Raw genomic sequence first — 24,423 nt, forward strand, 5'->3', positions numbered from 1 at the left:
TATTACCTAACGACTCAGGGACCGAGAGCACAGGCGGCAGTGGCTCGTCACCTACCTTAATTCAAATTATTTTCAGATATATATCATTCTTCTGAACATACCTGATTAACGGCAGAATCTCACGACTCTGCCGTTTTTGTATTATTTTTCAGAGGAGTAGTAATGAACAATTCTGAAGGTTTGAAGTCATTTCAGCAATCGCTTTCTGGTCTGCCACAATGGGCATCAGAGCGGATTCTGCAGCAAATAAACCAGTTAACAGACTACGAGCCAGTGATAGGTATTCTGGGTAAAACCGGGGCGGGAAAGAGTAGCCTTTGCAATGCCCTTTTTGCTGGTGAGGTATCCCCGGTCAGCGATGTCGCGGCCTGTACCCATGAGTCATTGCGCTTTCGTCTGCAGGTCGGTGAGCGATTTATGACCATTGTGGATCTGCCCGGAATTGGCGAAAGTGGCGCTCGCGATATCGAGTATGCTGCACTGTATCGCGAACAACTCCCCCGGCTCGATCTGGTGCTGTGGCTGATTAAGGCTGATGACCGGGCGCTGGCGGTGGATGAGCACTTTTATCATCAGGTGATTGGGGAAGCTTACCGGCATAAGGTGCTGTTTATTATCAGCCAGTCAGATAAGACTGAACCCACCAGCGGTAGTGGTCAATTGTCCACGGCGCAGAAGCAGAATATCAGCCGAAAAATCAGCCTTCTGCATGAACTGTTCCAGCCCGTGCATCCGGTATGTGCGGTGTCGGTTCGGCTGCAGTGGGGGCTGCGGGTGATGGCTGAACGAATGATTCGTTGCCTGCCACGGGAGGCCAGTAGTCCGGTGGCTGTACAGCTTAGTGCTCCACTTCGTACCGATGCCGTTAATAAAAAAGCCCGTGACGATTTTGGTGAAACGGTCGGCTCGATGTTGGACACGATAAGCAGCATGCCCCTGATACCAACCCCGGTTCGAGCAGTTATCCAGTCTGTGCGAGACATCGTGGTATCGGTCGCTCGCGCAGTCTGGAACATCTTCTTCTGAACATTAACCCTTCTAACCCGTAGTTTTCTGAGCCCTGCCGCCATTTTGCGGCAGGGCTTTTTTACTTTTATTTATCCATCATGAGGAGTCTGCTTATGACCCGTCTAGCTTCGCGCTTTGGCGCATCAAACCTTATTCGTCGTGATCGTCCGCTAACCCGTGAAGAGCTGTATCGCGCGGTACCTAGTGTGTTCAGTGAGGACAAACACGAGTCACGTAGTGAAAAATACACCTACATACCCACCATATCCCTGCTGGACAGTCTGCAGCGCGAAGGCTTTCGGCCCTTCTTTGCCTGCCAGACCCGAGTGAGAGACCCAAGTCGCCGCGAGCATACAAAGCACATGCTGCGCCTGCGTAGGGAGGGGCAAATTACCGGCAAACAGGTCCCGGAAATTATTCTGCTCAATTCTCACGATGGCTCCAGCTCGTATCAGATGCTGCCGGGATTATTCCGTGCGGTATGCCAGAACGGACTCGTCTGCGGCGAGTCGTTTGGCGAAGTGCGGGTGCCGCACAAAGGAGATGTCGTGAGTCAGGTGATTGAGGGGGCGTATGAAGTGCTGGGTATTTTTGACCATGTGGAAGAGAAGCGGGATGCCATGCAATCGCTGATGCTGCCGCCACCTGCACAACAGGCTCTAGCACAGGCTGCACTGACGTACCGTTTCGGTGAGGACCACCAGCCGGTGACAGCACCTCAGATACTCTCCCCACGCCGCTGGCAGGATGAGAGCAATGATCTGTGGACCACATACCAGCGTATTCAGGAGAACCTGATTAAGGGCGGGCTCAGTGGACGGAGTGCGAAAGGCGGACGAACGCATACCCGTGCGGTGCGCGGTATTGACGGTGATGTGAAGCTTAACCGCGCACTGTGGGTGATGGCGGAAGCGATGCTCTTCGGATTTGAGGCAAACGGGTGTTAACTTCGGCAGTATGCGGACACCTCCTGTCCGTTCGCTGATTAATTTCCAGGCAGCTTTTCCTCAAAAAGACTATGAAGCCGCATTCTGATTACATTCATCCTGCAGAAAAAATACCGCTTCCGATGTCCGTATCCTGTCCTGCCCTCTCGTTACACTAATCACTTAATTTTCAGTCCATTAACAGGGTGGAGAACGCCTCTCATGTCTCAGTCTGAGCGCCGCCATGAGCGCCTTGCGGTCCGCCTGTCGCTGATTATCAGCCGTCTTGTAGCGGGTGAAACGCTGGCCATACAGACACTGGCCGCCGAATTTGGCGTGTCAGTGCGCACATTGCGTCGGGATTTTCGCGAGCGTCTGGCCTATCTCGACCTGGAGTTCCGTAACGGGCAATGTCGTCTGCTGTCCGGCAGCCGTCAGAGGGAGCTGACGGTGCAGACCTTCGTCCGTCAGTCCGGTGTGGAGGCGCTTTTTCCGGAGATAGACAACCAGCTGGTCAACTCACTATTGAGTGCCAGCGAATCTCCCTGCCTTATCTGGCACAGCACCAACGCCAGAACACAGGCACGGAGTGAAGTTTTTACGCGACTGATTCGCGCCATCACTGAACACCGTCGGGTTACGCTACTGGCAGAAGGTCATCGTTGCACAGGTCTGGCCCCCTATCGACTGGTGTGCAGCGACGGCTGCTGGTACCTGACCGGTGAACATGAAGGACATATATCGGTTTTCACACTTGGTGATATTCACACGGTGACATTCAATCCTGCGCTTTTTGTCCCGGATACACAGGTACGTAATCTGTTGTCACACCCCGATTTTCTTCGGGTTTTACCTCACTTTCAAACTTTCCATTCACTTCTCGTTGTCGGCGACGACGGTTTTTCACCCTATAAGGAGCAAAGATGAAATTATTCACTGCAACCACGCTGGCGCTTAGTCTGTGCGTCGGAACAATTATGCCTGTAGCCGCTGAAAATGTTGTGGGTACTGTTAAGGCCTGGCAATACATGCAGGCAGACGGCTGGAAATCAGCTGATGGTCTGGACAACCATACCCTTAGCAATGCGCTGTATGGTGCCAGAGTGATCGATAATTATCCCTGGACCCGGCAATTCCTGCTACGTCAGGGATACAACGGAGGTTATTTTATAGCCGATAAAAATACTAAAACGGTACGCAAACTGTCGCTTAAAACGGCCAGTGGTTCTTCCTCAGATTTGACATCTGTCTATCAGGGTGAGGGAAAGGCATGTGGTTTCGTTCTGATTGATACGCAGGCGGCATTGCTTGACGAAGCACAGCAGCGAGCGAGTGGAACTGATGACCCGACAGAGGCAGTGCGAGTAGCCCGGTCAAAATTTAAACCGAACACCCTAATGGTCGTGGCTGATAACTGTGTCAATCCCAAACAACAGGCCGCTCTGGAGGCCAAGCGTACTCAAAAAGACAGGGAGCTGCAGCAATGGGTGGCAAAGGAGAGTATGGCTGAACTCTGCCGCCGAACCGGTAACTGTTGAAGATCTGATTACAGATGTTTTAAACCACGCCAGATGGTTTACATGCATATCTGGCGTAATCCGGTTCCCATTTATTCAGGAAGAAGATCATGCTAAAAATGATAATAGCTGTTATCCCTACTTTCATTCTCTCACTTGCTGCCTTCAGTGCCAGTGCCGCGCAGCTTCCGGAAAGTCTGATGGACAAAGACAACCCCGGCCAGGAATACTGGTGCCAGGGGAACGACATCAACACTACCATCTGCTCGTTGACCGATGTCAGCGATGACCGTAAGTTTGCCCTGATTCAGGACCTGCCTGGTCCAGCCTGTGAAGATTTAAGCTTTGGGGTTATTGACCTGGTATTTAACACTGGACTTAACATCTCTTATGTCGGTGGTGACTGCAAGGGAGATGTAAAGGCCGGGTTTGTGCGTGGCACAAAAGATAATGCCCTGTATGTGAAGATTGTCCGGGGCAGCAAAACTTTGCGCCTGTGTAAGGTACAGACGGGGTTCTGACTGGATCTGCATAACAACACTAACTGAAAACCCCTGACGCATCTGCGTCAGGGGGTTTTTGCTTTTATGGTGCACCGAATGCCTGAATCTCAATTACTGCCGTCGGGCCCTTTCACCCGACAGCAGGCCGACGCTATTACCAGCCGGTATCAAAACGTCGCTATAGAAGATGACCAGTGCAGTCACTTCCGCCTGGTAGTTCGTGACTCTGACGGTCGAATGGTCTGGCGGGCGTGGAGCTTTGAAACCGATGCCAGTGAAGGACTTAATCACTATATCCGTCAGTATGGCATCCTCAGAGCATCCTCCTGCTGATCACGCCCATTCATCATTCCTGCATATCCCCATACGCCAGCCACCATCGCTGGCGTTTTTATTGACGGAGAAAATCCATGACGACACAAACTCAATGCGAATTGGTACCCGCTAATGAACCTCAATTTGACCTCACTGCAACAGCAGTACCTGACAAACAGCGTCTCGATTTCTGGCCGCTGTACTTTGGCACTACCCCGCAGTGGATAACGCTGGAACCGCGTATTTTCGCCTGGATGGACCGCTTCTGTGATGAGTACAGTGGTGGTATCTGGTCCTTTTACACGCTTAGTAATGGCGGCGCGTTTATGGCACCTGATGCTGATAGTGGCGATAAATGGCATCTGTTTAACAGCATGAACGACAATGGTGCGGAAATGAGCGCAGAAGCCGCTGGTATCGCTGTCTGCCTGATTGAATACAGCCAACATGCCTGCCGTACAGAATGTGACGCGATGACCGCACACTATTATCGTCTGCGGGACTATGCCCTGCAGCATCCTGAAGCTCACGCCATTCTGCGTATCATCGACTGAACGGAGGAACAACGGATGAAACAGCTCTCCTTTTTACCCGGCGAGATGACGCCACAGGACCGGCGTCTCATTCAGCGGGCGCTCAGGGCTCTGGAGCGGCACCTGCATGAGCTAGGGGTAGCCTTCACCTCCACTCACGCCGTTCGGGAGTGGTTGCGACTGCATATGGCCGCACTTGAGCGGGAAGAGTTCCGGGTGTTGTATCTGAATAATCAGAACCAGCTTATCGCCCATGAGACGCTCTTTAGTGGCACGATTAACCGCACCGAGGTCCATCCCCGGGAAGTGGTCAAACGTGCACTGCACTTCAATGCGGCGGCGGTGATACTGGCGCATAACCATCCTTCCGGCGAGGCGACGCCCAGCCAGGCTGACAAAGCCCTCACGCAGCGACTGACTCAGGTACTTCAACTGGTGGATATCCGTGTCCCTGACCATCTGATTGTTGGTGGCAGGCAAATCTATTCGTTCGCAGAACACGGTCTGCTGTGAGGTATTACATGAAAATTATCAGTAAACCCCGGGCAATGACGATATACCGCCAGCATCCTGAGTCCCGAATCTTTCGCTACTGCACCGGAAAATATCAGTGGCACGGTAGCGTCTGTCATTACACCGGCAGGGATGTTCCGGATATCACAGAGTCCTGGCTGTGTACACCGAACGCCGCCAGGACCGCAACGGGCCTTATGCCTGCCTGATGAGTATTACCCTGAACTGACAATAAAGGAGGTTATCAATGAGTAACATCACATGGGGCCTGCAGCGGGATATCACGCCGCGCCTGGAAGCCCGCCTTGTGCAGGAGGGTAACCGGCTGCATTATCTGGCTGATCGGGCCAGCATCACCGGTAAATTCAGTGACGTCGAATGCCGGAAGCTAGATGAAACATTCCCGCACTTTATCAGCCAGATGGAGTCGATGCTAACCACCGATGAACTGAATCCCCGCCATACCCACTGCGTCATCCTGTACCACAACGGTTTTACCTGCGAAGCCGATAGCCTTGGCAGTTGCGGCTACGTATACATCACCGTTTATCCCACTCAACGATAACTAAATTCACGAGAACAAACATGAAAACTCTACCTGCAACGACTTTGCGGGCGGCTAAACCATGCCCGTCACCAGTGATCGTATGGCAAACGCTTCTTTCACGCCTGCTAGATCAGCACTATGGCCTGACACTGAATGACACGCCATTCAGTGATGAAACTGTGATTAAGGAACATATCGATGCCGGTATCTCTTTAGCCGATGCTGTTAATTTTCTGGTGGAAAAATACGAACTGGTTCGCATCGATCGTAAGGGGTTCAGCTGGCAAGAACAGTCGCCTTTTATTACTGCTGTAGACATTCTAAAAGCCAGACGGGCTATGAGGGAAATGAGGACTTAAGTAGTGTCAGTTTTCTTTCCGCAACCAACCTCTTTACTGAGCAAAAAGGGGTGAGAAAATTTTTAGGCACCACATTAGGCACCATCACAAAGTTGAATTAGAATTTAGGTTATTTAATTCAAATAATTACAAAACCAATTCAGACTCCGCCAGCCCACCAAAATTCTCCATCGGCGATCACCAGAGTCGACTGATGAAGTCCTGAAAGCCCGCATGGCGCAAGCCCTGCGGGCTTTTTTGTACCCTCAATATGTCCCGCGAAGTTCATAAAATATCCCGGCGACACAGCAACATCACGCCATTAAACATTATTTCTCTCATGCTCAATGAGCCATTCTTTGCGTGAAATCCCCCCTCCGTAACCTGTCATCGCGCCATCTTTTCCAATTATCCTGTGACAGGGGATCACAATCGCAATCCGGTTGGCACCGTTAGCGGCAGCGACGGCGCGCACAGCATTTGGCTTATTAAGCCGTAGTGAAATGGCCTGATAGTGTGAAGTTTGTCCATAGGGAACAGCACGCAACGCATGCCAGACGGATTGTTGAAAATCACTGCCCGGGGCATCTAAAGCGAGATCAAACTGTCGGCGCGTTCCGGCAAAATACTCGTCGATCTCTTTTACTGTCTGTCGGGTATGGTTGTTTTCGCCGGTGACGATTCTGGCGTTAAATAAACGCTGTATATCGCGGAATTCTGTTTCCAACATCCGGCGATCGGTAAACTCCAGCAGACAGACTCCCCGCTCTGTCGCGCAGACAAACATCGGTCCAAGCGTCGTGGTAAACCGGTGAATGACTATCACCTGGGTTGCCTGAGTCGGCGCTGCGCCAGTAAGCCGCTTGTAGGTGTAACCAAAGCCGCTAAGGGATTCATAGCCATTGTCCAGCGCAACGTCAGTCGCCGCTCGTCCGCTTTTCAGCTCCTGCAAAGCAACGTTCACCCGCTGCATTCGCTGGAAAGCCTGAAAAGTGATGCCGTGATGTTGCAGGAACCAGCGTCTTACCCGCTCCGGGCTGATGCCATGCTGACGAAGCTCCGCGTCTGCTACACGGGATTTAATATCGCGCCTGACAAGCGCAAGCGCCTGCTCAACGAATAATGGCGCGCTGTGCGCATTTTCAGCGGGCCTGCAGACCTTACAGGGACGAAAGCCAGCCGCCAGGGCAGATTTGGCATCTTTATAAAATTCGACATTTTCGCGTTTGGGCTTTCGCGCCCGGCATACCGAAATGCAGAATACGCCAGTGGTTTTGACGCCAACAAAAAACACGCCAGTATATTCTGAAGAACGTTCAAGTAATGCCTGATACCAGATATCGCATAAATTCTTATCGGTTATTTTCATCACTAAAAAGTCCTTCAAACGTCTGACGCGCTCGGATCGCATGCATGACATCAGTCAACGTTGACTGCATCGCTGAATGAACAAAATTGCCCATTGAAATGCGGCTTGCCCCGGCCCGTTTCAGCCTGTCGAATGACGGTAGATCGGGCATACACATGACATTCAGGGGCAATCCCGTTGCCTCTGCTATGAGGCTGATGTCTTTCTCTGACGTCAGGCAGGGAACAAAAAGGCCGTCGGCACCTGCTGCTTTATAGCGTTGACCCCGTAATATCGTCTCCTGCAACGCGTCTTCATGCCCGAGCAGGTACGTGTCAGTCCGGATATTCAGAAACAGACGATAATCCTCCCTTCTCAGCATATTGCACACTGCTCTCAGGTTACGGGAAAAATCAGAAGCATCGTCAAGCTGACGAACCCCGTTTATGACTCGGCTGTCTTCGAGGTTAACGCCTGCGACGCCTGTCTGAGCAAGGCGCCGCAGATTGTCTGCTATCTCTTCGGCTGAATCACCATACCCTGCTTCCATGTCAACGCTCAATGGCAGGTTGCTGACAGCCCGGATCCGGGTGACCATATAAAATAACTCATCAAACGGCATTCCCTGGCCGTCGTCATATCCCAGTGTGGACGCTATAGCTGCACTGGACGTTCCCAGAACCTGGTAGCCTGCTTTTTGCGCTGCGACAGCACTGGCGGCATCCCAGACGTTGCCGATAAGAAGAGGCTCATGCTGATAGTGGCGTTCTGCAAAGTTCATATTCATATCCTCTCGATAGATTGAAAATGAATCTAAGCACTCAGGAAGAACCTCACAACCGAAATTCAGACGACCATTTTTTAGCAAAAGTCGTCTGAACATGGGGAGCGGAACAGACCAAACCTTTTAAGGTCAGGTTCTGGCTTCGAGCATGGCAAGAACCGCCCAACGTGCCGCATCGTCTGCGATATTTTCCGGCAGCGCATCAGCCCGCAGCGTGATATAAGCATCAACAGCCTTTCTGAGGGCCATGCTGACGGAATCACGATCGTGCATTGCCAGCGTGGAAGCCAACAGGTCATCAGGATCAATGCTGAGGAATTCGATGCGGCGAACCCCACGTTGCGGTAGATTTGCTCGACGGTACAGCATAGGTCCCAGCACTTGCTCCCGGAAGAATGCCAGCATGCCTATCGCTTCAAAGAGTTCTCCCCTTCCCAGTTTCACCACCGCGTAATGAAGCCAGATCCAGGCTCGGGACTCAAACCACTCCGGCGTCATATCAGGCCAGTTAGCGCTAAATTTTGCCAGTTGGCGCTCCAGAGCGGTGTTATCACGGGTAAATAACACCACGGCCTCCTCAACGCGCTGAGTGAGCATTTCCAGGGTGACAAATTTCAGATCGACATGAAGGAGTTCGGGACCATACAGGCAGATAAGCAGACGAGGCTCTCCCACATGTTCCCCGGTGAAAGCATGGAGCAGGTGACCCAGTGTTCCGGCGAACACAATACGCTGAGCCATGATTTCGTCATAGTAGAGAGGCTCTACCACAACGACAAAATCAAGATCGGAGTATTTATCAAACCCGCCATGAACAAGCGAGCCGCCAGCGAGAAGGGAGTGAATCCGCGAATCAGCCTGAAATTTAAGCTTAAGTTGCTCTGCAAAACTTCTGTGTAAATCGGGTAACGTACTAAGCATACTTTTTCCTGTTCACAAAAAAGACAAAGCATTACAGGATATCGCGCAGTGAACAGGCAGGCCAGATATTTTTTGCAGGAACAATAATGTCCTAAGAGGGTTCTCCCGATGCGTTATATTGCCCTGTAAATTCGGAGAAATTTCTGACCATCGTCGATTACTCGGATATCTGACTAACATAGTCGTACCAGTAAAGGCATCAAAGCAGTCCTTATGAGATTATATGGACTCTATGAGTCGGCCAAAACTCACCATGAAAATCATTGGATATGGCATAAACGCAAAAATTGTTTTTGACTTGCTGTCTATTGATAATAATCCTGCTTAAAACGCCAGGCTTTATACGTTAATTTGAGGGGGGTCATCCAACAGAAGATACCAAAGATAAACACTACAGCAATGCATGATGAGATGATATTTTCTCGGGAAGCAAAGCATACCCCCAGGATGAACAGAACCGTAAGTACGACGGAAAGAATGATTGTCCCTTTAAACCGATTTGAAAGCGCAGGAAGCAAAATATCCAGCGTCGAATGCTGAGTATCCACATAACGTTTAAGCTTTTGCAGCTCTTCTTTTGTGAAACCCGACCTAAGCAACGCTTCTTCTGTTATCGCCATAACATTCCTCTCCTTCTAATCAGAGCCAGTATACTGTGGTCTTTGCAAAAAAACCGACCAACGGGCCAGTAGTTGATATTGTTAACCTCCTGACATTGACAAATATCAACACCCTCTCTCTCCCTCCTGTGCAAAATTACCCACACCACCCAGCGCTACGGAATAGCCGCTCAACCCGGAAGGAACTCCACCATGTACAGACCTATAACCGTCATAATATTCATTCTCCTGACGCTCGCCGCCCTCGCGGAAATAGGCTTTTTATCCTTTGGATAATCCTCAGGCGAAATCCCCCTCATCAGGGCACATTGATCTCATTACAGTTTTTTCCTAAAGCCATCCCGCTTCGCCTGTGCCATGCTGAATCACGCTCATAACCGATAACGTTAAATGAGGATATTATGAAAAAAACAATTATCGCATTATCTGCCGTTCTGCTGGCTTCCCCAGTATTTGCTGCGACCACACATGCAACTGACGATACCGTCGCGGCGGCGAACGCAAACGCCAACGAGGCAAAGCAAAAACTGCACGAAGAGCAGAATAAAGGTGAAGAGCTGAAGCTGAAACAGAAGCATGCTGCGGAAGGTAAAAGCGAAAGCTTTGGCAGCAAGGTCAGCGAAGATTCCCAGAAAGCCTGGCATAAAACCAAACAAGGCACCGAGAAAGGGTGGGATGCCACCAAAGAAGGCGCAGAGAAAGGCTGGAACAAAACCAAAGAAGGTGCCAGCGAACTGGAAAAGAAAGTCACTGAGTAATCCCTTCGAAAGGCCGCATACGCGGCCTTTTTTATTCCCTCCCGCCCTGCTTCCTGAAGGCTAAACTTGTTTCAGGAGGACACCGCCATGAGCCACAAAGAAACCGCACCAGAAACCCAGGGCGTTACCGTTGAACTGCTTTCCATCGTCGATCTGGGCCCGGAGATCGCAGGCATGGACGGTCGACAGCTTCGCATGCGCAGGGTGACGCTCGCCCCCGGCGCGGTCTTTGGTCCAGTGCACGATCATATCGATCGCCCCGGTACCGTTTTTATCCTTGAGGGGACCATCACCGATCATCGTAACGGTATCGCCACCGATTACGGTCCCGGCGTCGGGTGGCCGGAAGACCATAATACGGTCCACTGGCTGGAAAATCGGGGCCCGATCGCCGCCGTCGAAATCTCGGTGGATATCGTTAAAACACCCTGACGCACAAAAGTCGAATAGATCCCGGGGGTGACGCGTTTACTCCCTGCCCCCTTAAAAGAGATCCTGAGATGCTGCGACGCCTGGTGATAGTGCTGATTTTGTTTTGTCCGTGGGCATTAGCTGCCCCAAAAAGCTACATTATCGACACCGATAACACCGCCATTCGGCTATCGTGGCATGCCTTCGGCGGCATCCTCTCCTGGGCGACGTTCAGCGGCGTGACGGGCGCCGTGACGCTCAACCCGGAAAACGACGTCGACGATCATATTCACGTCACCATTCCCGTAGCAACTCTGGTGGCCTCAAACAAGCTGCTTACCTGGCAGCTGAAAAGCGATATGTTTTTTGATTCTGAGCACTACCCGACTATCGAGTTCATCAGCTCTCGCGTGGTCGCCCTGGGTGACGGGCGGTTCAGGGTGTTCGGCACGCTGACCGTGCGTAACATTGCCCGCCCGGTGCTCCTGGAGGCCGTGGTGAAAGACCCGCATGCGCAAGTCCTCACCCTGGATGCCACCACGGCGATCTCGCGCGCGTCCTACGGGATGGATAAGTTTGCGCTGGTCGTGGACGATCGTATTGCCATCGCCATTGCGATTAAGACAAACGACGTGCCGTCATCCTGAAATGAGCCGCTGTAGCTGCTCCGCATTTCCCCGCAGGTGAGACGGCGGATTGCGACCAATCAGGACAAACTGGTAGCCCGCCTCCTGCCACCACGCCAGGTTCATGCTGTGCCGCTGCTCCTGGCGCAGAGAGGCCCTGGTCTTCTCGTCAACAGGAGAAATACAGAGCGCCATCGGGCCGAAGTCGGCGTTGATCCAGGCAATCTGCGCGATAGAGGTGGTTTCATAGCGCAGCATTCGCACCATCTTCAACTCTGCCCCCTGCAGGACTAGCTGCGACATGTGCAGCTTTATGCCGATATCCTGTGCGGCCCGTTCCAGCCCGCGCTGCAGGATCGGCGTTGCGCTGTCCATATCCAGCAGCGTCTCGACGCTGTACAGGGACATATATTGCGCTTCGAGGTCGCGAATATGGGCGTTCTCATCCGCTGGCGCGGAAGCGGGCCGCAGCAGATAGCCCAGCCCGGAGCCGATCATCAAAAAGCTGATCGATGCGGCAATCAGCGACCGCCTGCTAACGCCAGGCGCCGTGGAGGACTGTGGTTCGGGAATAGCAGCCAGACGCGCCTGCATTGTCTCCAGAGGCGCGTCATCCAGCAGGGAGGCAAACGCCCCGGCGTAATCCTGGCTGCTTTTCATCAGTTCGTTGGTTCGCCCGGCGAGGCGTTCATCACGTTTCAACTGTTCTTCAAAATGCTGCGCGTCGGCGCGGCACATCTCGCCATCTATCCATGCCACGATAGCGTCGTCGTTATAGGGCGGTGCAAAACGGTGCGCGTTCAATAGCGTTTCTCCTTTACCGGAGGCAGTGCGTCAGCGGACCTGGCAAGCGCCGCCCGTGCCGTTGCCAGCCGGCTCATCACGGTACCGATCGGCACCGCCAGGGTGTCCGCCGCCTCCTGGTAGGTAAATCCTTCGACATAAACCAAAAATACCGCGTTGCGCTGGGCTTCAGGCAGCGTGTTGACGCGCTGCATCACCTTAAGGTAATGCAGACGCGTCTCATCCTGTTCGCGGGTGTCCGGTGCCAGAAGCTCGTCGCTGGCCACAAATCCCTGCCCCTGACGCACGTGTCGAGCCCGAAGCTCAGAGATCCAGATGGAGTGCAGTATCGCGAACAGCCACCTGTCGATGCGTGTGCCCGGCATATACTGGCTACTCCTTTCAAGCGCACGCACGCAGGTGGACTGAACCAGCTCTTCGGCGATATCCCTGTTTCGCGACAGCACCAGCCCATAGCGCCAGAGACGCGACAGATGTGCGGCTAACTGTTGACGAACCTCACTGGTAGCGATGGGCTTTCCCTCCACGAGAAAATCAGGATTCCGGATGTCCGTTAATGGCGGCCTGCAGGTCACGGTACTCCTCGCAGGACTGGCCACAAATACCGGCAATGACCTTCAGCTGTTCTTTCGCGAGGTCAGGACGTCCTTTTACCATCCACGCTTCACCGAGATATTCCCGGGCTTTGGCATAATCCGGGGCGATAGCCAGCGCACGCTGATAGTAACCAATGCCTTCGTCCGTACGACCAAGTTTGCGCGTGGCGAACCCGCGATAGTTCCACGCTTCAGCCGTATTGCCATTTTTCAGCGAATCAAGCAGATTCAGCGCCGCCTGGTACTCTCCTTTCTTCGCGAGATGGTACGCATAGTTGGTTTTGTCCTGGTCGCTGAGGCTGCTGCTCTTGTCCGGCACGCATTTCTGAGTAGCGCTGTCATACACCTGTCCGGCAGGACAGTCGGGCGTTTTGCTCTCGGTACTATTATTGCCCATCGCCAGCGCCAGTGGGGACAGCAGGGAAAAAATCAGCACCGGGATCAAACGAAACGAGGTCGTGTTCATATAAAGCTCCAGGGTGAGTTGGGAGTGACGTCAGTAAACGTCCGACTGATGAGTTTTATTCATTCTCCGCGTCATTTTTTTGCTGCCGCGAAATCATGCTGACGTTGTAGCCCAATGAAAATAAATCAGGTTATCTCATCCTCTCCTTAACGTTATTATTTCGCGTGATAGCAGAGTTTTAACTTCACATAAGAATATATTTTATAGTGCAAGTGACATAATATATTTTATATCAAAAACGTTACCTTAACTTAAATGAACATTAAGCAAACCTAAAGAATATCGTTTTACATTATATTCAAAACATTCCCTACCAATTATCGCAGTGCGTAAACCACGCTAAGAAAAAACATTACATACTAAAATTAAAGCCATATAAAACAACTGATTGCATCATCCTAATTATTGACGACATCACTATACCAATGCCTTCCACCTTGTTTTCGCACTTATTTGCGAAAGCTTAATTTGCACAACCCATGTTTTCTGTCTATATCAATTTTATATCCTCAAAAATAATTCCTCTATTAATTACAGGGTTTTACAAAACATAAAACACGAATAAAACGGTTCTCTTGCATAAAAAATTAGATTCGCTCTGATGTTGCCACTCTGAATCCTGGCGGGCATCGTGCGCGCTAAAAAAACGGTCAGTGCTGCGTTATAACAGCGACTGCGCCGGGGGCGCCCTTTACCTTCTGCAGAGATGGCTCGTCTTGCTCGCCGTTTATGACACATCTGCTGGAGTAATAACTAAATGAGCCAAATCTCTGTAATCTCGAAACTTACTGGCGTAGAAACGAAAATGGAAGGCACACAGGTCACGCTGAGCCATTCCTCCATCGTTGAGCTTCACGTCGAGCGAGCGAGTGTCTCCCACTTCGCGCGAAGTGGTAACGATCTGCTGGTTACGCTGCACTCCGGCGAGGTGATCACTGTAAAAAATTTCTACGTCACGGACGCGCAGGGCGTGAGCCAGCTGGTACTGCAGGACAGCAACGGCGCGTTATGGTGGATTGAAGATCCAGCCGGGGCCGCCACGTACGAATCTATCGCGTCTACGAACGTACTGCTTGCGGCGTCAGGAAGTGATGCCGGTGGTGCCGCCTTCTGGCCATGGGCCCTCGGCGGCATTGTCGCTGCAGGCGGTATCGCGGCTGCGGCAAGTACCGGCGGCGGTGGCGGAGATGGCGGTAATAACAATAGTACCACCCCCCCCGTCGATCCTGCCGATCCGGACACAACGCCGCCGAATGCACCTTCCGGTATTAAGTTCTCTTCAGATGGCAAGACCGTTACCGGTACCGCCGAACCCGGCAGCACTATCACGCTGAAAGACGCGAACGGCAATGTCGTTGGCACCGGAAAAACGGGCAGCGACGGCAATTTTACCGTCTCCCTCGGAACACCGCTGACCAACGGCGAGCAGGTGACTGCCACCGCGACGGATAACGCCGGGAATACCAGCCCGGGCACAACGCTCAACGCGCCGGACATAACCGCGCCCGATGCGCCAACGATTGGCAGTGTAATCGACGATATTGCCCCGCAGACGGGGACGGTGTCCAACGGCGGCAGCACCAACGATCAGCGCCCACAGCTTACCGGCACCGGCGAGGCGGGCTCGACCGTGACGATTTATGACGGCGGAGTCGCTATTGGTACGGCAATCGTCGCCAGCAACGGCACCTGGACCTTTACTCCGTCAGTTGACCTGAGTGAAAGCACTCACCAGATTACCGTGAAGGCAACCGACGCCGCCGGCAACACCGGGCCAGCCTCACCGGTGTTTACTCTTACGGTGGATCTTACTCCGCCGGACGCTCCGACCGCGATTGTGCTGACCGACGATACAGGTCTTATCAGGGGGACCATTACGTCGGGCGCGCCTACGGATGCTTCACTGCCGCTCCTGGCGGGAACGGGCGAGCCAGGAGGAACCATCACCATTTATGATAACGGCGTGGCGATTGGCACAACGACGGTGCAGCCCAACGGTACCTGGAGCGTTACGCCAAACGCTCCGCTCCCCGACGGGACACACTCCATAACCGTCACTGAAACCGATGCCGCCGGAAACCAGAGTACGGCATCAGCACCTGTCACCTTTACTGTGGATACTACCCCGCCGTCAGCCCCTGGAAACCTCGTCGTTTCGAATGATGGCGGCACCATCAGCGGCATTGCAGAGCCGGGCAGCACCGTGACTATCCGTGAAGGCGGCGCACTCGTTGGCAATCCAGTTGTTGCCGATAGCCAGGGTAACTTCAGCCTGACGCTGACCCCGCCGAAGCTCAACGGCGAAATCCTGACCGCTGACGCCACCGACACGGCAGGCAACACCAGTCCAACCACCTCCGCGGCGGCACCGGATATTACCCCGCCGCAGACACCGGTTATCATATCTGTGATTGATGACGTGCAGGCCACCACAGGCCCCGTGGGCCCTAACGGGCTTACAAACGACCGGGCGCCAACCGTTAACGGAACGGGTGAAGCTGGCTCGACCATCACGATCTCCAACGGTAGCGATGTCCTCGGTACGGTGGTTGTTCCCTCCTCTGGCCAGTGGAGCTTTACGCCGCCCACACCGCTGACCGATGGCACGTACGTGCTGACGGCAACGGCGACGGATGCCGCCGGTAACCAGAGCGGAATATCAACCGCATGGACAATTAACGTCGACGGGACGGCACCTGACGCCCCGGTGATTTCACAAGTCGTGGACGATGTGCCCGGTGGAATTGTTGGCTTACTCGGCCCAAATGCCACGACCAACGACGCCACCCCGACGCTCAGCGGTACCGCCGAAGCAAACGCGACGATCAGCCTGCGCGTGGACGGTGTTGAAATTGGCACAACCGTTGCCGATGGTCTCGGCGCATGGACCTTTACGCCGTCCTCGCCAATCGGTGAGGGTCCGCACGCCCTGACCGCCGTCTCGACCGACGCGGCAGGTAACACCAGCGGCGTCTCCAACACCTGGACGCTGACAATTGACAGCGTCGCGCCTGCTGCCCCGGTTATTACCCAGGTGCTGGATGATGTGCCGGAGCGCCTCGGCGCGCTCAACCCGAACGACAGCACCAACGACACCACGCCGACGCTCAACGGCACGGCTGAACCAGGCTCGACGGTCACCATCCGCCTGGATGGCACCGTTCTTGGCACGGCCCCGGTCGACAACAACGGCGTGTGGACCTATACCCCCACCGTGCCGCTTGGGGAGGGGCCTCATACCTTTACCGTTGTCGCCACCGATGCGGCGGGCAACACCAGCCAGCCGTCAAGCGGCTTCACCCTGACCGTCGATACCACACCGCCAACGGCTGCCACCATTGCCACCGTGACCGATGACGTCGGCGGCGTTCAGGGCCCGCTCACCAGCGGCGATACCACCGACGACACCCAGCCGCTGCTGCAGGGCTCCGCTCCGGCGGATGCGGTGATCACCGTCTATGACGGCACAACCCTGCTCGGCACCGCTTCCCTCGACGGCAGCGGCGGCTGGAGCTTTACGCCGGTCACCCCGCTCACCGACGGCCCGCATTCCCTGACGGTTCACGCCACGGATGCCGCCGGCAATACCACTATCTCCAGCCCGTTTGTATTGACGGTGGATACCGTCGCACCTGCCACGCCGGATATCCCGGCAATTACCGTCAATCCTGACGGCGGCACAACGCAAACGCCGCTGAACCCGGGAGAAATCACCCGCGACACCACGCCGACCCTGAGCGGTACCGGCACGGCGGGCGATACCGTGACGATCTACGGCAACGGTGTCAAAATCGGTGACGCTGTCGTGGACAATACCGGCAACTGGTCCTGGACGCCGCCATCCCCGCTGCCCGGCGGCACCTATGACATCACCCTGACCGTCACCAACGTGGACGGCACGGGCAACGAAAGCGCCCCGTCGCAGCCGGTCACCATCACCATTGACACCGACCCGCCGGCTACGCCTGCAGCACCGGTCATTACTGACAGCGTCACCCAGATCACCGGTCCCGTTCCCGATGGCGGCACCACCAACGATCCGCGCCCGGTGCTGAGCGGCACCGGTACGCCGAACGACGTTATCAACATCACTGACACGGTCAACGGCGGCACGCCAACTATCGTTGGTACCGTCACGGTAGACAGCAACGGCAACTGGAGCTGGCGCCCTGACAGTAATATTGCGGAGGGCAGCCACGTCTATACCGCCACCGCCACCGATGAGGCGGGCAACGTCTCTGACCCGTCGCCAGCGATTACGATCACCGTAGATACCGTGGCGCCGGATACGCCAGTGATTGGCGCCGTGGGCGGCGAGCCGAACGGGGGCTACATCACGGATACTACGCCGACAGTGGGCGGAACCGGCGTTAACGGTGAGACAGTGATCGTCTACAACAACGGCGTCGAACTGGGCCGTGTCGTGGTCGCTAACGGAGAATGGAGCCTGACGCTTCCAGTGCAAACGGACGGCCCGCTGAACATTACCGTTGCAGGCGTGGATGCGGCGGGCAACGTCAGCGCGCCGAGTGCGGTCTTTACCGTCACGCTCGATACCGCTGCGCCTGAGATTCCGCAGATTAATGCCGTTTCAGACAGCCAGCTCACCAACAACGTGCTCTACACCCGCGACGGCACGCCGACCCTTACCGGGACCAGTGAACCCGGCACCACCGTTATCGTCTCCATCGACGGTACCCCGTCGGGCGTGCCGGTCACGATACAGCCGGACGGCAGCTGGAGCTGGACGGCAGGCACAACGCTGTCGGATGGCCCGCACACCTTCACCGTCTCTGCTACCGATCCTGCGGGTAACGCCTCCGGAAACTCTGCGCCGCTGAGCGTGACGGTGGACACCGCCGCACCTGCCGACCCGACCAACATGTCCCTGGCACAGGAGGGGACCCCGTTGACCGGTAATGCCGAAGCGGGAACCACCGTTACCGTGAAAGACAGCGGTGGGACCGTCATTGGTACCGGCGTTGTCGCAAGCGACGGCAGCTTCTCCATTGCGCTGAGCCCGGCGCAGCTGGATCCGACCACTCTGACCGTAAGCGCTACCGATGCCGCAGGAAATGCCAGCCCTGGCGCGTCCTTTATCGTTACCGATTCACCGCTCGACCTGCCGCAGGTGCCCGTCATCACGGCGATCAACGATGACGTCGCCCCGATCACAGGCGATGTGAAAGACAAAACCACCAACGACACCACCCCGACCCTCACCGGTACGGCTCAGGCGGGGAGCCAGATCGCTATCTACCTGGACGGTAGCGCGACGCCATTGACGACAGTCACTGCCGACGGCAGCGGCAACTGGAGCTATACGCCAGCCGCGCTTGGCGAGGGGCAACACACCTTTGAGGTGACCGCGACCCTCAATAACCTGACCAGCGGCCGCTCTCCGGCGGCCAGCGTTACCGTTGACCTCACCGCACCGGGCACGCCGACCATCGGCGCCGTGATTGACGACGTCGGCCCCGGCACCGGTCCGCTGACCAGCGGGCAGACCACCAACGACAACCAGCCGACCCTCACCGGCACCGGCGCAGCAGGCGATACCATCTCCATCTACAACAACGGCGTGCTGCTGGACAGCGTGGTGATCGGCAATACCGGCACCTGGAGCTACACCACGCCGCCTCTGGCTGAGGGGAATAACGTCCTGACCATCCGCGAGACAGACCCGGCGGGGAATCAGAGCGGTCCTTCTGCGGGCTTCACCGTCGTGGTGGACTCCGTTTCCGCCACGCCGGTCATCACCAACGTTACGGACAATGTCGGTAACGCTGCCACCACGGTGGTCAGCGGCAGCGAAACGAACGACGCCACGCCAACCCTTTCGGGGACAGCGGACGCAAACAGCGTGGTGACTATTTTCGATGGCGGCACGCAGATCGCAGTGGTGACCGCTGATAGCAACGGTGCATGGACGTTTACCCCTGACACCGCGCTCGGCGAAGGCTCGCACAGCTTCACCGTTCGGGCGACCGATCCGCAGGGCAACGTCAGCGCGGTCTCAGCCCCCTGGAGCGTGGTGGTTGACCTGACGGCACCGACGGTTCCGACGCTGGATACGGTAAACGACAACGTCCCTGGCGGCATTACGGGCAACCTCACCAGCGGGCAGGTGACCAACGACAGCACCCCAACCATCAGCGGCACCGGGCTGGCAGGCAGCACTGTTCACATCATGAATAACGGCACGCAGATTGGTACTGCGGTTGTTGACGGAAGCGGGAACTGGTCCTTTACGCCGACCGCGCCGCTGGGCGATGGCAGCTACGCCCTTCGCGTCTATGCAACGGATGCGGCAGGCAACGCCTCGGCGAACTCATCGGTGTTCGCCTTTACCGTTGATACCACAGCCCCTGGCGTACCTGTGGTGACCAGCGTAATTGACGATGTCGCGCCCGTCACCGGGACGCTCACGTCGGGCAACACGACCAACGACGCGCGTCCGACCTTCAACGGCACGGGCGACGTGGGTGCCACAGTGCACGTGATCGTTGATGGCAGCGAAATTGGCACGGCGGTGGTGAATGCCCAGGGCAACTGGACCTTCACCCCGGGCACCGATCTGGGCGACGGGCCGCACGCAATCACCTTCAACGCCACCGACGTGGCAGGCAATACCGGCAGCACGACGACGCCGTTTAACCTGACGGTGGATACGGGCGTACCGTCGGCGCCGGTCATTTCGACCGCGGGTGACAACGTGGGCAGCATTCAAACCCCGCTCTCTTCCGGGCAGAGCACCGACGATACCACGCCGACGCTGAACGGCACCGCGACCGCCAACGCCACGGTCACCGTTTATGAGAACGGGCAGCCGGTCGGCACCGTTCAGGCGGACGGTACCGGGGCATGGAGCTTTACGCCGTCAGCGCCGCTGGCCAGCGGCAGCCATACCTGGACCGCCACGGTCACCGATGCTGCGGGTAACGTCAGCCCGATCTCGCCGGACTTTACCCTGATTATTGATACCGCGGCACCGAACGCGCCGGTTATCAGCCAGGCGATAGACGACGTGGGCAGCATCACCGGCCCGCTCACGTCCGGGCAGACAACCGACGACACCCTACCGCGCCTTGTCGGGACCAGTGAACCGTTTGCCACCGTGAAGATCTATGAGGGAACTACGCTTGTCGGAACGGGTACCGCGGATAGCGGCGGGAGCTGGAGTATCTTGCTCACCACCACGCTGGCGAGTGGTCCGCACAGCTTTACCGCGCAGGCCACGGATGCGGCAGGCAACACCAGCGTGTCCTCCACCAGCTTCAGCCTCACTGTCGACACCGCGCCGCCTGCGCTGCCGGTGCTGACCAGCATCGTGGATGACGTGGGCAATGCGGCGACGCCGATTGCCAACGGCGGGATCACCAACGACGCGCAGCCAACGCTCAGCGGCACGGCGGAATCGGGTTCCACGGTGAAAATCTTTGATAACGGCGTGCAAATCGGCAGCGTGACGGCGACCGGTGGGGCGTGGAGCTTTACGCCATCTCCGGCGCTGAGCAACGGCGCGCACACGTTGACCTTTACCGCTACCGATACGGTAGGCAACGCCAGCGCGCCCACCGCCGGGTATGTGATTAACGTCGATACCCTCCCGCCAGCCGCGCCGGTCATTAGTTCGGTCATTGATGATGTCGGCAGCGTCACCGGGCCGGTGACCGGTACGAATCCGACCAACGACACGCGCCCAACGCTGAGCGGGACAGCCGAAGCGAATGCCACGGTGCGGATCTACGATGGCATCACGCTGGTGGGTACGGTGACCGCCGATGGCAGCGGCAACTGGACCCTGCCGCAAACTACCACCGCGCTGGCGGAAGGCACGCATAACTTCACCGCCACGGCCACCGATGCGGCGGGCAACACCAGCGTGGCGTCCGCCGTGACGATGATTATCGTCGATACGATCGCGCCAACGGCACCGACCGGGACCTTCAACGCTGACGGTAGCGTCCTGACCGGGACTGCGGAAGCAGGCAGCACCGTCGCTATCCGCCTTGCGGACGGCTCGACGGTGACCGCCACTGCGGGCAGCAACGGCACCTACAGCTACACCTTCATTAACAAACAGACCGAAGGCCAGACGCTGCAGATCACCGCCACCGACGCCGCTGGCAACACCTCGCTGCCGGGCTCTGCCCTTGCGCCGGTGGTGCCGCTCTCCGCCAGCAATAACGTCGAAGAGCTGAACCTCAGCACCACGGCAACCGTGACCAACAGCCAGTACAGCGATTACGGCTTCCTGCTGGTCGGCGCCGTCGGCAACGTCCTGACGCTGCTGGGCAACGATACCGCCCAGGTGAACTTCACGGTGGGCAGCGGCGGCAGCGCGGATATCGTGGTGAACGCCAACGCCACGGGGGCGGTGCTCTCTCTGCTCAATACCCTGGAGCTGGTGGTTCAGCATTACGTCAACGGCGCCTGGACCACCGTGGTGGATACCGGCCAGCCGCAGTTTGCCGATCTGCTGACCCTCGGCGCAACCGGCGTCTCACTGAACCTGACCGGGCTGGCTGACGGCAACTATCGCGTGCTCAGCTACAACACCAACCTGCTGGCGACCGGCTCCTACACCAGCCTCGACGTGGCGGTGAAAGAGACCGGTCCGGGTACGGTCACCGGTGAAACCAGCCTCAACGGCAACGTGATCCTCGATACGGATCCAACCGCCGGCAGCGACAACGCGCCGGCAGGGACCACTATCTCCGCGGTCACTAACGCCCAGGGCGCCACCACCAGCGTGAACGCCGACGGCACGGTGATTCAGGGCCAGTACGGTACGCTGACCATTAACCGCGACGGCAGCTACACCTACAGCCTGACCGACACCAGCGCCGCGGTCATTGGCCGCACGGAGAGCTTCACCTACACCATCACCCATAACGGCGTCAGCGCGTCGGCACAGCTGGTGCTGTCCTTGGGTGCCGGTACGGTAGTCAACGGTATTGTCGCCGTTGACGACACCAACGCCCTGACCTTCGACACCAGCGTGCACGAAATTAATAACGGCGCCTCGTCTCAGAACGGTTTTACCCTGGTGGGCATTAATCTCGGCAACACGCTGGGGCTTAACCTGCTGGACGACATGACCAACCCGATTATTTACAACGTGGAGGAAGGCACGACCCGCACCATGACCATCCAGGCCTCCGTGGGCGGCGTGGCGCTGGCGTCGGTATTCGATCTGTACGTCTATAAGTTCAACAACGCCACCCAGACCTTCGAGCAGGTTCGCGTCGAGTCGGGCTGGCTGCGCGCCCCGCTGCTGGGGGGAACGTCACCGCAGCTGACGCTGAACCTGCCCGCCGGGGAGTATCTGTTCCTGCTGAATACCGCGTCCGGGATCGCTGTACTGACGGGTTACACCCTGAGCGTCCTGCAGGATCATGTCTACAGCGTGGCGAGTATCAGCGAAACCACCACGGGCGACGTGCTGGCGAATGACCCGGTTCCAGCGGGCACGCTGGTTACCGAAGTGAACGGCGTGGCGGTCAACAGCAGCGGCACCACCACCATTCAGGGGGAATACGGCACGCTGACCATCAATTCGTCCGGTCAGTATACCTATACCCTGAGAAGCGGCGTGGGGGCGGACCATATCAGCACGCCGGATACCTTCGTTTACACCGTTACCGCGCCTGACGGCTCGAAGGATACGGCGTCGCTCAACATCACCCCAACCGCGCAGGCGATGAATGCGGTCAACGATGTCAGCAGCACGATTGACCTCACCTCGGTGCATCACACGTCGGTCTACTCGGATACCACCGTGGGCGTCGCCAGCTGGACGACGGCCCTGTTCTCATCAACCCAGGGCAGCGGCAGCGGAACCTTCGTGGTCGACCCAAACACCGCGCTGCACAACGCGTCGCTGCACTTTAGCGTGGCCTCGGGGCTGGCGCTGGGCGGACTGACGGTGAACTGGTCCATCAGTGACGGCTCGGGCGTGATCCGCAGCGGCTCCTTCAGCGGCGGCTCGCTGCTGGGCGGCAGTATCGACGTTCCGTTGACCGGGCTGGATCTCAACGCCGGGACCTATACGCTGAACTTTACCGGCAGCGTCCCGGGGCTCAGCGTGGGGACCATCACCATCACGCCAAGCGTGAACGGCACCACCTACTCGCTGAGTGATTTTGACGTCACAGGCAGCCACACCGTCAACGGCAACATCTTTGACGGTACCGACTCTGGCGGCGTGCTGGATCAGCTCCACTCGGTGGATACCCGTCTGAGCGTGACCGGTTACAACGGCGTGACCACCACGCTGGATCCGTATACCGGCAGCGCAACGGTGAACATCACCGGCCATTACGGCATCCTGGCGATCGGCGCTGACGGTCATTACACCTATACCCTCAACAGCGGGGTATCGCTCTCAACCATGACCTCGAAGGAGACCTTCAACTACACTCTGACCGATGCCAACGGCAACACGGACAGCGCCACGCTGACCATCAATATGGCGCCGCAGTTCATCAGCTCGGAACATAACGACGCCATCACCGGTACGGCCTACGGCGATACGCTGATTTACCAGGTGCTGAACAGTACGGTGGGGAATGCCACGGCGGGTAACGTCAGCAGCGCCGGAGGCGATCACTGGACCGGGTTCTCGCTGGCGCAGGGAGACAAGATCGACATTGGCGATCTGCTGGTGGGCTGGGACGGTAATACCGCCTCGTTGGGGAATTATATCCATGTCACACAAAGCGGTAGCAACACTGTGATCTCCATCGACCGTGATGGTGCGGGGTCCACCTACACTAATACCACGCTCGTTACGCTTGATAACGTTCAGACCACCTACGACGAGCTTGTTAACCAGCAACACATCATTACCTGATAGCACCTGCAAGAGATGACCCGGGCGCACA

At 56.5% G+C, this 24,423-nt stretch carries 21 protein-coding genes and 1 pseudogene; 15 read left to right on the top strand and 7 right to left on the bottom strand.

Annotated elements, in window-relative coordinates; translation table 11 throughout:
* Nucleotides 1–162: 162 nt before the first annotated feature.
* The 11 genes and pseudogenes from ACDO57_RS18225 (at nt 163) to ACDO57_RS18275 (ending at nt 6,221) form a co-directional block, all read left to right on the top strand.
* Nucleotides 163–1,026 (top strand): GTPase family protein, encoded by an 864-nt coding sequence (locus ACDO57_RS18225; protein WP_370884379.1) that lies wholly within the window; start codon nt 163–165, stop codon nt 1,024–1,026.
* Nucleotides 1,027–1,121: 95 nt separating this feature from the next.
* Nucleotides 1,122–1,955 carry a DUF932 domain-containing protein gene (locus ACDO57_RS18230; protein ID WP_370884380.1) on the top strand — a complete coding sequence of 278 codons (834 nt, stop codon included), beginning with the start codon at nt 1,122–1,124 and terminating at the stop codon, nt 1,953–1,955.
* Nucleotides 1,956–2,156: 201 nt separating this feature from the next.
* The gene (locus ACDO57_RS18235; RefSeq protein WP_370884381.1) at nt 2,157–2,861 is read left to right on the top strand and encodes a WYL domain-containing protein; all 705 of its coding nucleotides are present in this window, start codon (nt 2,157–2,159) and stop codon (nt 2,859–2,861) included.
* Nucleotides 2,858–3,472 (top strand): hypothetical protein, encoded by a 615-nt coding sequence (locus ACDO57_RS18240; RefSeq protein ID WP_370884382.1) that lies wholly within the window; start codon nt 2,858–2,860, stop codon nt 3,470–3,472. Before ACDO57_RS18235 ends, ACDO57_RS18240 begins: the two co-directional genes overlap by 4 nt.
* Nucleotides 3,473–3,561: 89 nt before the next feature.
* The gene (locus ACDO57_RS18245; RefSeq protein WP_370884383.1) at nt 3,562–3,972 is read left to right on the top strand and encodes a hypothetical protein; all 411 of its coding nucleotides are present in this window, start codon (nt 3,562–3,564) and stop codon (nt 3,970–3,972) included.
* 78 nt (nt 3,973–4,050) lie between these two features.
* Nucleotides 4,051–4,287, top strand: a complete 237-nt coding sequence (locus tag ACDO57_RS18250) for a DUF905 domain-containing protein (protein WP_370884384.1) — start codon at nt 4,051–4,053, stop codon at nt 4,285–4,287.
* 77 nt (nt 4,288–4,364) lie between these two features.
* Nucleotides 4,365–4,823, top strand: coding sequence for an antirestriction protein (locus ACDO57_RS18255; RefSeq protein WP_370884385.1), 459 nt, complete (start codon nt 4,365–4,367; stop codon nt 4,821–4,823).
* A 15-nt stretch (nt 4,824–4,838) separates the two neighbouring features.
* Nucleotides 4,839–5,315, top strand: a complete 477-nt coding sequence (locus ACDO57_RS18260; protein ID WP_370884386.1) for a RadC family protein — start codon at nt 4,839–4,841, stop codon at nt 5,313–5,315.
* An 8-nt stretch (nt 5,316–5,323) separates the two neighbouring features.
* Nucleotides 5,324–5,544: pseudogene (locus tag ACDO57_RS18265) on the top strand (DUF987 domain-containing protein).
* A gap of 18 nt (nt 5,545–5,562) precedes the next feature.
* The gene (locus ACDO57_RS18270) at nt 5,563–5,880 is read left to right on the top strand and encodes a type IV toxin-antitoxin system YeeU family antitoxin (RefSeq protein ID WP_370884387.1); all 318 of its coding nucleotides are present in this window, start codon (nt 5,563–5,565) and stop codon (nt 5,878–5,880) included.
* Between the two features lie 20 nt (nt 5,881–5,900).
* Nucleotides 5,901–6,221, top strand: coding sequence for a TA system toxin CbtA family protein (locus ACDO57_RS18275; RefSeq protein WP_370884388.1), 321 nt, complete (start codon nt 5,901–5,903; stop codon nt 6,219–6,221).
* Nucleotides 6,222–6,522: 301 nt separating this feature from the next.
* On the opposite strand, the gene ACDO57_RS18280 is transcribed toward ACDO57_RS18275, so the two are convergent.
* The 4 genes from ACDO57_RS18280 to ACDO57_RS18295 all read right to left on the bottom strand — a co-directional run bounded on the left by ACDO57_RS18280 (nt 6,523) and on the right by ACDO57_RS18295 (nt 9,873).
* Nucleotides 6,523–7,569, bottom strand: coding sequence for a bifunctional transcriptional activator/DNA repair enzyme AdaA (locus ACDO57_RS18280; protein WP_061714594.1), 1,047 nt, complete (start codon nt 7,567–7,569; stop codon nt 6,523–6,525).
* Nucleotides 7,553–8,329, bottom strand: a complete 777-nt coding sequence (locus tag ACDO57_RS18285; RefSeq protein WP_061714593.1) for an isocitrate lyase/phosphoenolpyruvate mutase family protein — start codon at nt 8,327–8,329, stop codon at nt 7,553–7,555. The genes ACDO57_RS18280 and ACDO57_RS18285 overlap by 17 nt, the downstream gene beginning before the upstream one ends.
* Before the next feature lie 132 nt (nt 8,330–8,461).
* Nucleotides 8,462–9,253 carry a hypothetical protein gene (locus ACDO57_RS18290; protein ID WP_061714592.1) on the bottom strand — a complete coding sequence of 264 codons (792 nt, stop codon included), beginning with the start codon at nt 9,251–9,253 and terminating at the stop codon, nt 8,462–8,464.
* Between the two features lie 305 nt (nt 9,254–9,558).
* Nucleotides 9,559–9,873, bottom strand: coding sequence for a hypothetical protein (locus ACDO57_RS18295; protein WP_061714591.1), 315 nt, complete (start codon nt 9,871–9,873; stop codon nt 9,559–9,561).
* A 401-nt stretch (nt 9,874–10,274) separates the two neighbouring features.
* Here ACDO57_RS18295 and ACDO57_RS18300 point away from each other — a divergent pair, with 401 nt between their 5' ends.
* The 3 genes from ACDO57_RS18300 (at nt 10,275) to ACDO57_RS18310 (ending at nt 11,689) form a co-directional block, all read left to right on the top strand.
* Complete coding sequence (locus ACDO57_RS18300; protein WP_047348115.1) at nt 10,275–10,631, top strand: hypothetical protein; 357 nt, start codon at nt 10,275–10,277, stop codon at nt 10,629–10,631.
* Between the two features lie 87 nt (nt 10,632–10,718).
* Nucleotides 10,719–11,063 carry a cupin domain-containing protein gene (locus ACDO57_RS18305; RefSeq protein ID WP_024908323.1) on the top strand — a complete coding sequence of 115 codons (345 nt, stop codon included), beginning with the start codon at nt 10,719–10,721 and terminating at the stop codon, nt 11,061–11,063.
* 68 nt (nt 11,064–11,131) lie between these two features.
* Nucleotides 11,132–11,689 carry a YceI family protein gene (locus ACDO57_RS18310; protein WP_032645317.1) on the top strand — a complete coding sequence of 186 codons (558 nt, stop codon included), beginning with the start codon at nt 11,132–11,134 and terminating at the stop codon, nt 11,687–11,689.
* On the opposite strand, the gene ACDO57_RS18315 is transcribed toward ACDO57_RS18310, so the two are convergent.
* The 3 genes from ACDO57_RS18315 to ACDO57_RS18325 are packed head-to-tail and all read right to left on the bottom strand — an operon-like array spanning nt 11,681 to nt 13,534.
* Nucleotides 11,681–12,472 carry an anti-sigma factor gene (locus tag ACDO57_RS18315; protein WP_048992703.1) on the bottom strand — a complete coding sequence of 264 codons (792 nt, stop codon included), beginning with the start codon at nt 12,470–12,472 and terminating at the stop codon, nt 11,681–11,683. The genes ACDO57_RS18310 and ACDO57_RS18315 overlap by 9 nt on opposite strands.
* Nucleotides 12,469–12,999 carry a sigma-70 family RNA polymerase sigma factor gene (locus tag ACDO57_RS18320; RefSeq protein ID WP_370884389.1) on the bottom strand — a complete coding sequence of 177 codons (531 nt, stop codon included), beginning with the start codon at nt 12,997–12,999 and terminating at the stop codon, nt 12,469–12,471. The genes ACDO57_RS18315 and ACDO57_RS18320 overlap by 4 nt, the downstream gene beginning before the upstream one ends.
* A gap of 7 nt (nt 13,000–13,006) precedes the next feature.
* Nucleotides 13,007–13,534, bottom strand: a complete 528-nt coding sequence (locus ACDO57_RS18325; protein ID WP_024908319.1) for a tetratricopeptide repeat protein — start codon at nt 13,532–13,534, stop codon at nt 13,007–13,009.
* Nucleotides 13,535–14,291: 757 nt separating this feature from the next.
* Here ACDO57_RS18325 and ACDO57_RS18330 point away from each other — a divergent pair.
* On the top strand, nt 14,292–24,392 hold the full coding sequence (locus ACDO57_RS18330) for a BapA/Bap/LapF family large adhesin (RefSeq protein WP_370884390.1): 10,101 nt from the start codon (nt 14,292–14,294) through the stop codon (nt 24,390–24,392).
* Nucleotides 24,393–24,423: the final 31 nt, after the last annotated feature.

The sequence above is a fragment of the Enterobacter cloacae complex sp. 2015409 genome, from assembly GCF_041365315.1.
In the GTDB taxonomy this organism is placed as follows: domain Bacteria; phylum Pseudomonadota; class Gammaproteobacteria; order Enterobacterales; family Enterobacteriaceae; genus Enterobacter; species Enterobacter pseudoroggenkampii.

Bases quoted from the DNA above. Each gene is read 5' to 3' on its own strand.
- ACDO57_RS18225 (WP_370884379.1), top strand. From the start codon at position 163: ATGAACAATTCTGAAGGTTTGAAGTCATTTCAGCAATCGCTTTCTGGT.
- ACDO57_RS18230 (WP_370884380.1), top strand. From the start codon at position 1,122: ATGACCCGTCTAGCTTCGCGCTTTGGCGCATCAAACCTTATTCGTCGT.
- ACDO57_RS18235 (WP_370884381.1), top strand. From the start codon at position 2,157: ATGTCTCAGTCTGAGCGCCGCCATGAGCGCCTTGCGGTCCGCCTGTCG.
- ACDO57_RS18240 (WP_370884382.1), top strand. From the start codon at position 2,858: ATGAAATTATTCACTGCAACCACGCTGGCGCTTAGTCTGTGCGTCGGA.
- ACDO57_RS18245 (WP_370884383.1), top strand. From the start codon at position 3,562: ATGCTAAAAATGATAATAGCTGTTATCCCTACTTTCATTCTCTCACTT.
- ACDO57_RS18250 (WP_370884384.1), top strand. From the start codon at position 4,051: ATGCCTGAATCTCAATTACTGCCGTCGGGCCCTTTCACCCGACAGCAG.
- ACDO57_RS18255 (WP_370884385.1), top strand. From the start codon at position 4,365: ATGACGACACAAACTCAATGCGAATTGGTACCCGCTAATGAACCTCAA.
- ACDO57_RS18260 (WP_370884386.1), top strand. From the start codon at position 4,839: ATGAAACAGCTCTCCTTTTTACCCGGCGAGATGACGCCACAGGACCGG.
- ACDO57_RS18270 (WP_370884387.1), top strand. From the start codon at position 5,563: ATGAGTAACATCACATGGGGCCTGCAGCGGGATATCACGCCGCGCCTG.
- ACDO57_RS18275 (WP_370884388.1), top strand. From the start codon at position 5,901: ATGAAAACTCTACCTGCAACGACTTTGCGGGCGGCTAAACCATGCCCG.
- ACDO57_RS18280 (WP_061714594.1), bottom strand. From the start codon at position 7,569: ATGAAAATAACCGATAAGAATTTATGCGATATCTGGTATCAGGCATTA.
- ACDO57_RS18285 (WP_061714593.1), bottom strand. From the start codon at position 8,329: ATGAACTTTGCAGAACGCCACTATCAGCATGAGCCTCTTCTTATCGGC.
- ACDO57_RS18290 (WP_061714592.1), bottom strand. From the start codon at position 9,253: ATGCTTAGTACGTTACCCGATTTACACAGAAGTTTTGCAGAGCAACTT.
- ACDO57_RS18295 (WP_061714591.1), bottom strand. From the start codon at position 9,873: ATGGCGATAACAGAAGAAGCGTTGCTTAGGTCGGGTTTCACAAAAGAA.
- ACDO57_RS18300 (WP_047348115.1), top strand. From the start codon at position 10,275: ATGAAAAAAACAATTATCGCATTATCTGCCGTTCTGCTGGCTTCCCCA.
- ACDO57_RS18305 (WP_024908323.1), top strand. From the start codon at position 10,719: ATGAGCCACAAAGAAACCGCACCAGAAACCCAGGGCGTTACCGTTGAA.
- ACDO57_RS18310 (WP_032645317.1), top strand. From the start codon at position 11,132: ATGCTGCGACGCCTGGTGATAGTGCTGATTTTGTTTTGTCCGTGGGCA.
- ACDO57_RS18325 (WP_024908319.1), bottom strand. From the start codon at position 13,534: ATGAACACGACCTCGTTTCGTTTGATCCCGGTGCTGATTTTTTCCCTG.
- ACDO57_RS18330 (WP_370884390.1), top strand. From the start codon at position 14,292: ATGAGCCAAATCTCTGTAATCTCGAAACTTACTGGCGTAGAAACGAAA.